At 74.0% G+C, this 11,510-nt stretch carries 9 protein-coding genes; 5 read left to right on the top strand and 4 right to left on the bottom strand.

The genetic code is table 11. From position 1 onward, the window contains the following. Positions 1-28 precede the first annotated feature (28 nt). Together ligD and ACO06A_RS10755 are read left to right on the top strand one after the other, a co-directional pair. Positions 29-1,099 carry a non-homologous end-joining DNA ligase gene (ligD, locus tag ACO06A_RS10760; RefSeq protein ID WP_421735995.1) on the top strand — a complete coding sequence of 357 codons (1,071 nt, stop codon included), beginning with the start codon at positions 29-31 and terminating at the stop codon, positions 1,097-1,099. Continuing rightward, positions 1,083-2,516, top strand: coding sequence for an MFS transporter (locus tag ACO06A_RS10755; RefSeq protein WP_421735994.1), 1,434 nt, complete (start codon positions 1,083-1,085; stop codon positions 2,514-2,516). The genes ligD and ACO06A_RS10755 overlap by 17 nt, the downstream gene beginning before the upstream one ends. Positions 2,517-2,518: 2 nt before the next feature. On the opposite strand, the gene ACO06A_RS10750 is transcribed toward ACO06A_RS10755, so the two are convergent. Then, entirely contained in the window at positions 2,519-3,433 is a 915-nt protein-coding gene (locus tag ACO06A_RS10750; RefSeq protein WP_421735993.1) for a M15 family metallopeptidase, read from the bottom strand. A gap of 244 nt (positions 3,434-3,677) precedes the next feature. On the opposite strand from ACO06A_RS10750, the gene ACO06A_RS10745 reads away from it, so the two are divergent. Both ACO06A_RS10745 and ACO06A_RS10740 read left to right on the top strand, forming a co-directional pair. Then, positions 3,678-4,631, top strand: a complete 954-nt coding sequence (locus ACO06A_RS10745) for a DUF3806 domain-containing protein (RefSeq protein ID WP_421735992.1) — start codon at positions 3,678-3,680, stop codon at positions 4,629-4,631. Between the two features lie 65 nt (positions 4,632-4,696). Beyond that, positions 4,697-5,131: a YdeI/OmpD-associated family protein gene (locus tag ACO06A_RS10740; protein ID WP_421735991.1), complete on the top strand. Its 435-nt coding sequence runs from the start codon at positions 4,697-4,699 to the stop codon at positions 5,129-5,131. Here the strand turns inward: ACO06A_RS10740 and ACO06A_RS10735 are convergent. After that, complete coding sequence (locus ACO06A_RS10735; protein WP_421735990.1) at positions 5,128-5,427, bottom strand: hypothetical protein; 300 nt, start codon at positions 5,425-5,427, stop codon at positions 5,128-5,130. The genes ACO06A_RS10740 and ACO06A_RS10735 overlap by 4 nt on opposite strands. A 97-nt stretch (positions 5,428-5,524) precedes the next feature. Then, on the bottom strand, positions 5,525-6,601 hold the full coding sequence (locus ACO06A_RS10730) for an RDD family protein (RefSeq protein WP_421735989.1): 1,077 nt from the start codon (positions 6,599-6,601) through the stop codon (positions 5,525-5,527). A gap of 84 nt (positions 6,602-6,685) precedes the next feature. Here ACO06A_RS10730 and ACO06A_RS10725 point away from each other — a divergent pair, with 84 nt between their 5' ends. Next, on the top strand, positions 6,686-7,864 hold the full coding sequence (locus tag ACO06A_RS10725; protein WP_421735988.1) for an RtcB family protein: 1,179 nt from the start codon (positions 6,686-6,688) through the stop codon (positions 7,862-7,864). 232 nt (positions 7,865-8,096) lie between these two features. Here ACO06A_RS10725 and ACO06A_RS10720 read toward each other — a convergent pair whose 3' ends face one another. After that, the gene (locus ACO06A_RS10720; RefSeq protein ID WP_421735987.1) at positions 8,097-11,498 is read right to left on the bottom strand and encodes a hypothetical protein; all 3,402 of its coding nucleotides are present in this window, start codon (positions 11,496-11,498) and stop codon (positions 8,097-8,099) included. Positions 11,499-11,510: the final 12 nt, after the last annotated feature.

Genomic DNA, 11,510 nt, shown 5'->3' with positions numbered 1-11,510 from the left:
ACCGCGTCCAGCGCCTAGGTTGACGAGCATGTCCCCGTCGAACACCCCCGCGGTCGAGCTCGAGGTGCGTGGCCGGACCGTCCGGGTGAGCAGCCCCGACAAGATCTACTTCCCGGAACGCGGGCTGACCAAGCTCGACGTCGTCCAGTACTTCGTGTCGGTGGGCGACGGCATCCTCGGTGCCCTGCTGGACCGGCCGACGACGCTGGAGCGCTGGCCCAAGGGCGTGTTCGAGGGCGCCAAGCTGGCCACCCGGATGGACTCGACCGGCGACGCGTTCTACCAGAAGCGTGTGCCTCAGGGCGCCCCCGAGTACGTGCAGACCGCCCGCATCTCGTTCCCGAGCGGCCGGACCGCCGACGAGGTGGCGCCCAGCGAGCTGGCGGTCGTCGCCTGGGCGGCCAACCTGGGCACGCTGACGTTCCACCCGTGGCCGGTGCTCGGCGACGACGTCGACTCCCCCGACCAGATTCGCATCGACCTGGACCCGCAGCCGGGCACCGACTTCTCCGACGCCGCCCGCGTGGCACCCCACGTGCGGGAGCTGCTGTCCGAGCACGGGCTGGAGGGGACGCCCAAGACGTCGGGCGGTCGGGGCATCCACATCTTCGTGCCCATCGAGCCGCGCTGGTCGTTCGTCGAGGCCCGGCGCGCCACCATCGCGTTCGGTCGCGAGCTCGAGCGGCGCATGCCCGAGGAGGTGACGATGAAGTGGTGGAAGGAGGAGCGCGGCGCCAAGATCTTCGTCGACTACAACCAGATGGCCCGCGACCGCACCATCGCGTCGGCCTACTCGATCCGCACCAACCCGCGCGCCACCGTGTCGGCCCCGCTGCGCTGGGACGAGGTCGCGGACGTGCACCCGAACGACTTCGACGTGACGACGATGCCCGCGCGGTTCGCCGAGGTCGGGGACCTGTTCGCCGCTCTGGTGGCGCGCGCGACCCCGCGCTACTCCCTCGACTCGCTGCTGGAGCTGGCCGACCGGCAGGAGGCCGACCACGGCGAGGGCGACCTGCCGTACCCGCCGGAGTACCCGAAGATGCCGGGAGAGCCCAAGCGCGTGCAGCCGAGCAAGGACCGTGACCGCCCCCGCTGAGCCGACGGACGGCATCGTCTACGCGTCCGCGCGCGGCCGGTGGGTGCTGTTCGCGACGGTCCTGGGCTCCGCGATCGCGTTCATCGACGCCACCGTGGTCACGATCGCCCTGCCGACCATCGCCGAGGACCTCGACGCGACGACGGCCGACCTGCAGTGGACCATCAACGCGTACGCGCTGACGCTCGCGGCGTTCCTGCTGCTGGGCGGCTCGCTGGGCGACAGGTTCGGCCGGCGGAAGGTGTTCCTGGTCGGGGTCGTCTGGTTCGCGGTCGCGTCGCTGCTCTGCGCGGTCGCGCCCACCATCGGGGCGCTCAACGCGGCCCGCGCGCTGCAGGGCGTCGGTGGCGCCCTGCTGACCCCCGGCTCGCTGGCCATCCTGCAGTCGACGTTCAGCGGTCCGGACCGCGGGCGCGCGATCGGCGCCTGGTCCGGACTCGGCGGGATCGCCGGGGCGGTCGCGCCGTTCCTCGGCGGCTGGATCGTGCAGGTCACCACCTGGCGGTGGATCTTCGGCATCAACCTGCCGCTGGCCGCCGTCGTGGTCGCGGTGACGATGCGGCACGTGCCGGAGAGTGCCGACGCCAGCGCGGCGAAGACGCTCGACATCGCGGGCACCGTGCTCGGCGCGCTGGGGCTGGGCGGTCTGACGTACGGGTTCACGGCGTGGACGGAGCGTGGGACGCCGGACGCGCTGGTCGTCGGCGCGCTGGCGTTCGGGGTCGCCGCGATGGTGGCGTTCCTCATCGTCGAGTCCCGGGCGGCCGCCCCGCTGCTGCCCCCGGCCCTGTTCCGGTGGCGGCCGTTCGCGGGCACCAACGCCGCCACGCTGCTCATCTACGCCGCGATCGCCGGGGTGTTCTTCTTCCTCGTCGTGACGCTCCAGGTCGTGGCCGGCTACTCCCCGCTGGCCGCCGGCCTCGCACCGTTGCCGGTCACCGTGCTCATGCTCCTGCTGTCGCCTCGGGCGGGTGCGCTGAGCACGATCATGGGCCCCAAGATCCCGATGACGGTCGGTCCGTTGGTATGCGCGGTCGGTGCGGTGATGCTCTCCGGCATCGGACCCGGTGAGCCGTACCTGACGCACGTCCTGCCGGGGATCCTCGTGTTCGGGCTCGGGCTCTCGGCGACCGTCGCGCCCCTGACCACGACCGCGCTGGCGGCCGCACCCGACCACCTGGCCGGTGTGGCCAGCGGCGTCAACAACGCGGTCGCCCGGGTGGCCGGCCTGCTGGCGATCGCGGTCCTGCCCCTGGCGGCGGGTGTCGGCTCCTCGCTCACGGACCCGACCACCCTCGAGCCGGCCCACCGGGTCGCGATGCTCGTGTGCGCCGGGCTGCTCGCCGCCGGCGGGGTGGTCGCGCTGCTCACGGTCCCGTCGAGCGCGGACGCGGTGCGCCCCGTCGACGTGGTCTGAGGTCAGCCCCGGTACTCGAAGTGCCAGTACTCCGGGTTGGAGCCGTTCCGACCGGCCCAGGACGGGGAGACCCACCCGTACGACGGTCCGTTGCTGACCAGCCAGCTGCGCTGCGGGGTGTCCCAGCCGTACTCGCAGGGAAGCTCCGGCACGTCCAGCGCCAGCCCGGTGCCGTGCGTCGAGGTCCCCGGCGTCGCGGCGACCGAGCCGAGGGCGGCGCGCATGGCCACCTGGGTGTCGTAGTCGCGGTAGGTGAGGTCGAGGTCGAGGTTGTGCCCGAACTCCCCGCGGAAGGCGGTGTTCAGCCGCTCGAGCGCGGCCGCGGCGGCGTTCTTCAGGAAGTACGGGGTGCCGTGCGGGTCGACGTCCCACGAGATCGCCGTCAGTGCCTCAGGGGGGAGCTTGCCGTTCGACCCGTCGCCGCCGGCGGTCGCGGGGGACGTGTAGAAGGGCGGGCCCGTGTACGTGGTCCCGCACGAGGGGGCCGAGGTGGCGGGCTTCGCCGGGGTCGACGCCTTCGGGGCGGCGGCCGCCGCGGCAGCAGCGGCCGCCTGCTCGGCCAGCCAGGCGTCGTGCGCCCCGGCGACCGCCGCGTCCGAGGCGGTCAGGGTGGCCGAGAGGGACCGCAGGGTCGTGGCGCTCTGGCCGCTCGCGGCGAGTGCCGCATCGACCCCGGCGAGCTCCGCCGCGAGCGCCTGCCGGACCGCGTCGTCGGCCACTCCCCCGTCGCTGGCGACGAGCGTGGCGCGGGCGTGCTCGGCGGCGGCCGCGAGGACGGCGCGCGCGTCGGACAGGACGGCGGCGGACCGGACCCGGGCGGCGTCGGCGGCCTGGGCCTCGACCTCGTCGGCGTCGCGGACCTGTGCGGCGAGCGCGCCCGACGCACGGTCCTGCGCGGACGCCTGCTCGGCGGCCACGCGGTCCTCGTGCTCCGTCCACGCCCAGGCGCTCCCCGCGCCGCCGACCAGCAGGACGGCGGTGACGGCGGCGACGATGCTGCGCGACGGTCGGATGACGGGGCTCCCGGGCGTGCGACGGTCAGGACCGGGAGCCAGGGTAGCCGCCGGCCCCCTTCAGGACCCGCTGGGTCGCCCGCCGCCATCCGGTGGAACCGTCTGCGGCGCGCTCAAGGACGCCCCCCTCGGGGCCGATCCCGCAGGCATGACTGAGGTGCGTCCGACGCTGTCCCTTCCCGCGTCCGACGCGCACGGCACGGCCGCCGGCGTGCGTCCACTGACCCCGGGCGAGCTGGCCCACCTCGACCGCGCGCGGGCCCACCTGCGGGCGAGCGGCACGGACCTCGCCGACGCCGGTGCGGTCGGCGCCCTCCTGCACTCCATGCGTTCGCGCTGGGCCGCCGGACCCGCCGCTCCCGTCCCGCAGGCGATGGTCATGGCGCTCGGCGTCGGTGTCGGCGACCTCGTCGTCTCGCGGGCACCGGGGGCTCGATGGGCCCTGCGCACCAGCGGTGCGGCACCCACGCCGGCGGTCGTCTCGGCCTCGGGTGCCGATGCCGCGCTGCCGCTCGCCGACGTCGCGTCCCGCTGGGAGTCGGGGTGCGGCCCGGAGTGGGTGAGCGAGTACGTCGCCGCCGCCTCGGCCCACCTGACCACCGACGCCGTCCCCGACGTGCCCCACCCGCGGACCCCGGCGCGCGTCGCGGCGGCGACGGCCACCTTCCGCACGCCGGCCGACCTCCCGTTCCCCCCGTCGCCGGCCGCACAGGACATCGCGCTGGGCGTGCTCGACCAGGTGCTCGAGGCGGCGCTCACGCCCGGGGCGGCCGCCGCGCCGTTCGCGGTCGTCGACGGCAGCCCCGCGCAGGGACACGACGTGCGCGCGTTCGACGGTGCGCCCGAGGTCGCGCTCCAGGAGGCCCGGGCCTGGGTCCGCAGCTCCGGTGCCGCGCGTGCCGCGGTCGCCTGGTTCGGGCAGCTCCCGGCCGACGACGCCGACCGGCCCGCGGTGCTGGTCGAGGCCTCCGACGCGGGGGCGCCCAGCCTCGTCGTCGCGCACCGCTACACGGCCGCCACGCCGGAGGGCGACGGCCGGGCGCGCCCCGCACGGCCCGTCGGCGAGCCGCTCGTCCTGGGGCAGGCCGCGCCGCTCCTCTGACGCGTGGCTAGTCTGCGACGGTGCGACCCGTGCACCGGGTGCGGCCGCCCGCAGAGGAGGAACTCATGCGCTTTCGCACCACGGTGGAGCTCAGCGGCAAGTCCGCGACCGGCCTGCCGGTGCCTGACGAGGTGGTCGCGGCGATGGACCGCGGCGCCCGGTTCCCCGTCGTCGTGACCATCAACGGCTACTCCTACCGGAGCACCGTGACGCCGTACCGCGGCAAGACGATGCTCCCGCTCAGCTCCGAGAACCGCGCGGGCGCCGGCGTCGCGGCCGGTCAGGAGATCGACGTCGACATCGAGCACGACGACGCCCCGCGCACGGTCGAGGTGCCCACCGACCTGGCAGCGGCCCTCGACGGAGCCGCGCGAGCCGCGTTCGACGCCCTGTCGGTCAGCCGGCAACGCGCCCTCGTCGACCCGATCGAGGCTGCCAAGACCCCCGAGACGCGCGCGCGTCGGATCGCGAAGGCGGCCGAGGAGCTGGGCGTCGCCTAGGTCTGCGCGCGCACCGGGTACCAGCGCGAGCCGAACCGCCGGGTCACGCTGCGCCCGCTGATGTCCGCCAGCTCGTCGAGCCGCGCGAGCACCGCCCACCCGACCCGACGGGCGGTCTGGTCGTCGTCGGCCTGGAACCGCACGGTCACCCGCGCCTGACCCCGCACGACGGCGACATCGTGGGCCTCGACGGTCGTCATCGCCTCGGCAGTGGCCACGGCCTGGGGCAGCACGTCCGGTGCGGAGACCCCCGGCTGGAGCAGGCCGATGGCCGCGGTGACGCGGTAGGAGGGCATCGCGTCAGCTCGTGAGCTCTGCCCCGCCCATGACGGCGGGCAGCACGGGAGGGCGACGATCCATGGGCGTCACGCTAGCGGGGTGCGGAGGTGCTAGTCAGCCGTCGGTCCAGGGCGGCCCGTAGTCGGGCTGGTCGGCGGCCTCCCAGTCGGCGGCGTCGATCGAGCACGCACCGACGACGTGGCCCTCCAAGAGGAGCCGGCTCTGCGCGCTCCACCCGGGTCCGGCGTCCTCCAGGTCGTCCGCCGAGACCTCCGCGGGGTCGAGGTACACCTCGTAGCCGCCCCCGCTGGCGACCGACACCTCCTGCTCGATCGCGATCACCGACCCGTCCGCTCGTCGGACGTCGGTCTCCACCCGCGCGCCGTCCAGCTGCCCGTCCGGAGCAGCCACGGCCCACGTGATCCGCAGACCCTTCTCCACGTCGTCGTCGACCTCCCGGTCGATCCACAACCGCCCCTCGTGCATCGCGCCACCGGCACGCGCCGCCGTCGCGGTGCCCGTCGGAGCGACGACCGTCCCGTCGTCGACGCACGGCAGGGCGGACTCCCACTCCCCGCCCCACGAGCTCGTCGACGTCGAGAACCCGACGCCCAGCACGCACACCGCGAACGCCGCCACGCTCACCACCGTCGAGCCGACCGCCGACGGCTCGCGCCGGAACCGCGCGAACCACGGGTGCGCCGCGGGCTCGCGCGTCTGGATCACGAGCGTCCCGATCATCGAGTCGGCGAACGTCTGCCCCCGCGCGTTCCAGAGCGGGCGCAGGTAGCCGATGAGCAGGATCGAGTCGATCACGTGCGCCACCACCCGCAGACCGGCGGCGACGATCCCCGCAGGCCGCCCGTCGGACACCCGCACCACCGCGACCCCCGCCACGCGCTTGCCCGGGGTCGCGCCCGTCCAGCCCTGGAGCACGAGCATCGCGACGACGAGCCCGACGAGCCAGCCGCTGGTGTACCACGAGACCGGGTCGGCAGCGCCGGACGACGGACCCCCGAACGTGGGCTGGAGCGACGGCGCGACGCCACCCTGGCCGAGCACGACCCACGTCGCTCCGGACAGGATCGCCCAGTCGAGCAGGGCGGCGACCACGCGCCGCGACCAGGAGGCGACCAGGGGCGCGTCGACGGGCGTCGCGAGGTCCGTGGACAGCGCCACCGTGTCGGTCACGCACCGATCGTGGCAGGTCAGCGGGGTGCGCGTCCCGGGAATGACGGCGACGCGGGCGCCCGGACCGTGCCAGGCTCCCGCCCCATGACACGCGAGCACCTCAGCCCGCGACTGATCAGCTGGGCATCGATCCTCGAGGAGAACACCCGGGCCCAGGCAGTCGCCACCTCCACCCTCCCCTTCATCTACCCGCACCTGGCCCTCATGCCCGACGCCCACCTGGGCAAGGGCGCGACGGTCGGCAGCGTCATCCCGACGCTGGGCGCGATCATCCCCGCCGCCGTCGGCGTGGACATCGGCTGCGGCATGATCGCCGTCCGCACGCAGTGGACGTCGGACCAGGTGCGCGGACGGGGGTCGCTGGCGACGCTGCGGCAGGCCATCGAGAAGGCGGTCCCTCTGTCGGCGGGCGGCGTGAACCAGCGCCTGACGACGACGGCCGCGGCCCGGGTCGAGACGCTCGAGACCGCCGCTGCGGCCGCGGGGTTCGACCCGGGTGCCGACGCCGCGCGCTGGCGCCTGCAGCTGGGTTCGCTCGGGTCCGGGAACCACTTCATCGAGATCACGGTCGACGAGGCCGACACGGTCTGGCTGTTCCTGCACTCGGGGAGCCGCGGGGTGGGCAACCGGATCGCGCAGCGGCACATCAAGGTGGCGGCGGACCTCTGCCGCAAGTGGTGGATCTCGCTGCCCGACCGCGACCTGGCGTACCTGGTCGAGGACACCGACGAGTTCTGGGCGTACATCCGCGAGCTGCGGTGGGCCCAGGACTACGCCCTGCTCAACCGCGAGGAGATGATGGACCGCGTCGTGGACGCCATCTCCGAGCACATGGGCGAGGCGGTCGTCGAGGCCGAGCGCGTCAACTGCCACCACAACTTCACGGAGCAGGAGACGCACTTCGGCAAGCAGGTCTGGGTGTCCCGCAAGGGGGCGATCAAGGCCGACGTCGGTGACGCCGGGCTGATCCCGGGGTCGATGGGCACGGCGTCCTACGTGGTGAGCGGCAAGGGCGACGCGCTCTCGCTGAACTCGTCGCCGCACGGTGCCGGCCGCAACCACTCACGGTCTGCCGCGCGTCGGCTGTTCACCCACGAGCAGCTGCGCGAGGCCATGACCGGCATCGAGTACCGCGACACGGACGCGTTCATCGACGAGATCCCGGCGGCGTACAAGGACATCGACCAGGTCATGGCCGACGCCGCCGACCTGGTCGAGGTCCGGCACGTCCTGCACCAGATCGTGAACGTGAAGGGCGACTGACCCCAGGGCGCGCAGCCGGGACACCCGGCTGCGCGCCTTTGCACGACCCGACCGCTCGGCGACCCTCTGCGCGCGGGTAGACCACCTCCGGACCCGGCTGGGCTCTCGCTGGTGCACGGGCTGGTCAGCCGGCTCGGCGGGTCGATCACCGCCGCCGAGGCCGCCGAGGGCGGCGCACGGTTCACCGTCGCGCTTCCGGATGCGGCGCCCGCCGACGACTGACCGCGCGCCGTCAGCGGGCGGGCACCTCGACCTCCACGCGGACGACCTCGCCCGTGCGCCGGAACACCCGCTCGCTCACGTCGGCGTCGAGCGCGCCGTCGACCCCCTCGACGCGGGTGCCGTCGGCGAGGTGCGCGACGACGGTCAGCGCCGCACCGACGGCGACGCGGTGGAGGACCACGGGCACCTGGCAGAACGTGAACGCCAGCGACCCCGCGGGCAGGGCGAGCTCCCGCTCCTGCTGGGCGACGTCGTGGTACGTGAACGTCGTCGGGGCCGTGGTCCACTCGTCGGCGCGCAGCAGCACGGGTCGCAGCACGATCCGCCCGCCCTCGACCCGCAGCCCCAGCTCGCCGAGGCGGGTGAGGATCTCCTCCTTGACCTGACCGGTCATGCCGGGCTGCCGGGCGCCCTTTCCGGCCGGGGTGTGCGAGTAGGGGTCGACGGGGAACGCGCCGTACACGTCGGGGCTCTTGCAGTAGCCGAGGCCGAGCCGGACGTCCTCGTAGGCGTCCGCGAGGCCCGTCACGACGGCCGCGTCCGCGCCCTGGGCGACCGCGCGCTCGTGGTTCTCCTGCACGGCGAGCAGCAGCTTGGACACCATGTGCCAGTAGATGCTGCCGAGTCCCTCGTACCCGAAGAACGACCCCGACCGACCGGTGAACTCGGCGTGCCGGAACACCTGCTCGAACACGTCGAGCACGGCACGGCGACCGTCGGCCACGCCCGGGACGTGACGGCTCAGTGCGTCGAGGGCGGCGTCGAGGTCGCGTGCGTTGTGCAGGCCGGGCGCGAACCGGTGGTCGCCGCGCACGTCGCGCAGCACGAGCGACGTGTCGCCGGCGGCGACGAGCGTCGCTAGCAGCGGTGCGGACGCGGCCTGCTCCGCGGTGATCAGGTTGCGCCCCAGGAACGTCGGGAGCTCCCGGTCGGGGTAGAGCTGGTAGGAGTGCTGGTCCGCACGGTAGAGCGCGCTGCGGCGCAGGGCCCCGACGAGGTCCAGCGCCTCTGCGGGCGTCAGCAGGCCGGACGACAGCACCGCGACCTGGCCCTCGAGCATCTCCTGGAGGCGACCGATGGCCGCCATCCCGGAGCGCAGGTCGAGCAGGTTGTACGCGTGGAACAGGCCGTCCGGGCGACGGTTGGCCCGCAGCGCGGCGTCGACGTAGACCTGCGCGTGCGCGAGGAACGCCTGGACCTCCGCCGCCGGCACCCCGGTGTGCTCGCCGCTGAACCCGGCATAGACGCGCGTGCGGTACGCCGTGCCGGCCGCGCCGAGGGCGTCCATGACGGCCCGCCGGCCCTGGTCGTCGAACCCGGTCCCCGCCTGCTCGACGTGCTCGTCGAGCGCCGCGTGCACGTCGGTGAGCAGGCCCGCGAGCTCGCTCGTCACCGTGAGGTCGTCGGCCAGGAGGTCTCTGGCCAGGCTCAGCGCGCGGCGCAGGTAGGCGAGGGTGACGACCGACAGGCCCTTGCCGACGAGCGCGTTGTTGGCGTCGTTCCACTCCGGGCGCTGGGTGTTCATCCAGATGCCGCCGTCGGGCACCAGGTTGACCACCTTCGCCAGGATGGTGAGCAGCAGCTTCTCGCCGAGCGACACGCGCACCAGATCTCCGTCGGGCCCGTGCACGAGCTTCCCGTCGGCGCCCTCGGTCGCGACGCGCCACTCGACCCGCTCCTCCGTCGCGGTGTCGAACGCGATCGTCGCGATCGGCTCGACGACCGTCTCGTCGTAGGTCGCGATGCGGTACGGCACGTCGGCGTGCGTGAAGACTGCCCGGTCGACGAGCGCCTCCAGCCGACCGGGGTGGAATCGGCGCGACGCCTCCAGGAGCTTGACCAGGTAGATCACCTGGTGGTCGCTCCAGTAGCCGATGTTCGCCCACGGGTTCGACGGCTCGGGCACCTCCCAGTCGATGCCGGAGCGCGAGATGCGGTACGGGTTGTAGCCGTCGGCCGTCGTCGCGTCGAGGAACACCGCGACCATCGACTCGACGTACTCCGGGAACGAGAAGGCCAGCGCCTCCCAGTTCTGGAAGATGTCCCGCCAGTTGCCCTGGAAGTCGACGCGCGTCTCGCCGTTCGCGTCGGTGAGGGCGATCGCGAACTTGTTCCACGGGCGGCTCGGGTCGCCGTGCCGACGGCTGAACGTCAGCGGCAGGTACTCGCGCACCAGCCGCAGCAGGTCCGGGTCGCCGGACGCGTCGGCCCGCTCGACGAGGTCGTCGAGCTGCTCGGTCGCGGCGAGCGCGTCGAACCACGCGTCGCTGCGGGCGGCGGTCCGCGGGCTGCGCTGGCCGACGAAGGCCCGCAGGTCGGAGGTGCGGACGGCGTACCCGTCGACCAGGATGCCGCCGCGCATGACGTTGAACAGGACGTTGGCGCGGTGGTGGGCGGTGGCGAGCTCGTCGCCCGTGACCTGCGCCGCGTCGGCGGTCCCGACGAGCCGGTCGAGGTGCGCGCGGGTGCCCTCGACGTCCGCGGCCAGCGCTGCGGCTGCGACGGTGGGGTCGGCGAGCTGCGTCTGGAGGCGCACGACGTCGGCCGCGCTCTGGTCGACGTCGGCGACGACGCTCCAACGTCGGTGCTCGCCGGGGGCGATGGTGAGGCGCGCGCGGACCAGGTACGCGCACTTCTCGCCGCGGACCTCGTGCTCGGCGACGACGGGGCGACCGGTCGCGAACGCGCCGACCTGCCGCACGGAGAGCAGGTGGTCGACGTCGTCGAGCCCGACCTGCCACGCGACGGTCGTCGACAGCGACTCGCTGGGGTCGGCCTTGTCGGTGAGCGTCGAGTTCAGGTAGACGAGCCCGAGGCCGGTCGCAGCGTCGACCTCGGCGCGCTTGTACGCGTCGAGCAGGCTGCTGAGCTCGCCCTGCGTCTGCACGGTGACGCCCGCGGGCAGCAGGTCGACGAAGCCGTCGAGAACCTCGGCGCGGACGTGCCGGTCGGTCGTCGAGGCGACCTCGACCTCGCGCACGATGCCGAACCGGGCGGCGGTCTGCCACGTCACGCGCACGCGCAGGCCCAGGTCGGGACGGGTCTCCTCGAACACGAGGGTCGTGCCGAGCGGGTCCTTGTAGAGGCGGCGCTCGGCGTCCGGGTCCCCCGGACGGCGCGGCGCGAACGGCTGCCAGAACACGGTGCCGTCGGCCGTGGCGACGCGCAGCAGCGTGAGCCCGCCGGTCCGGCCGGCGCCCGCGGCGACCTTGTCCTCGGTCGTGTACGTGAACAGCGCGCGGTCGGCCTGTTCGCGCCCCGCGGTGACGCCGCCGGTGCTGGAGATGAACAGCCACAGGTCGCTCGCGCCGACGAGCGTCATGAAGAACGGCGGCAGGTCGTCGTAGGACGTGATCCGGTAGAAGCGTCGTCCGTCGAGGTCGACGAGCCCGGATTCGGGGGCGTCAGGCATATCGGGCATCAT

Source organism: Cellulomonas sp. (assembly GCF_965229465.1).
In the GTDB taxonomy this organism is placed as follows: Bacteria; Actinomycetota; Actinomycetes; order Actinomycetales; family Cellulomonadaceae; genus Cellulomonas.
This window is presented reverse-complemented; position numbering and strand designations above follow the sequence as displayed.

What these genes read in the sequence shown, in the direction of transcription:
- ACO06A_RS10735 (WP_421735990.1), bottom strand. Translation starts at nt 5,427, where the DNA reads ATGCCCTCCTACCGCGTCACCGCGGCCATCGGCCTGCTCCAGCCGGGG.
- ACO06A_RS10740 (WP_421735991.1), top strand. Translation starts at nt 4,697, where the DNA reads ATGCGCTTTCGCACCACGGTGGAGCTCAGCGGCAAGTCCGCGACCGGC.
- ACO06A_RS10725 (WP_421735988.1), top strand. Translation starts at nt 6,686, where the DNA reads ATGACACGCGAGCACCTCAGCCCGCGACTGATCAGCTGGGCATCGATC.
- ACO06A_RS10720 (WP_421735987.1), bottom strand. Translation starts at nt 11,498, where the DNA reads ATGCCTGACGCCCCCGAATCCGGGCTCGTCGACCTCGACGGACGACGC.
- ACO06A_RS10745 (WP_421735992.1), top strand. Translation starts at nt 3,678, where the DNA reads ATGACTGAGGTGCGTCCGACGCTGTCCCTTCCCGCGTCCGACGCGCAC.
- ligD (WP_421735995.1), top strand. Translation starts at nt 29, where the DNA reads ATGTCCCCGTCGAACACCCCCGCGGTCGAGCTCGAGGTGCGTGGCCGG.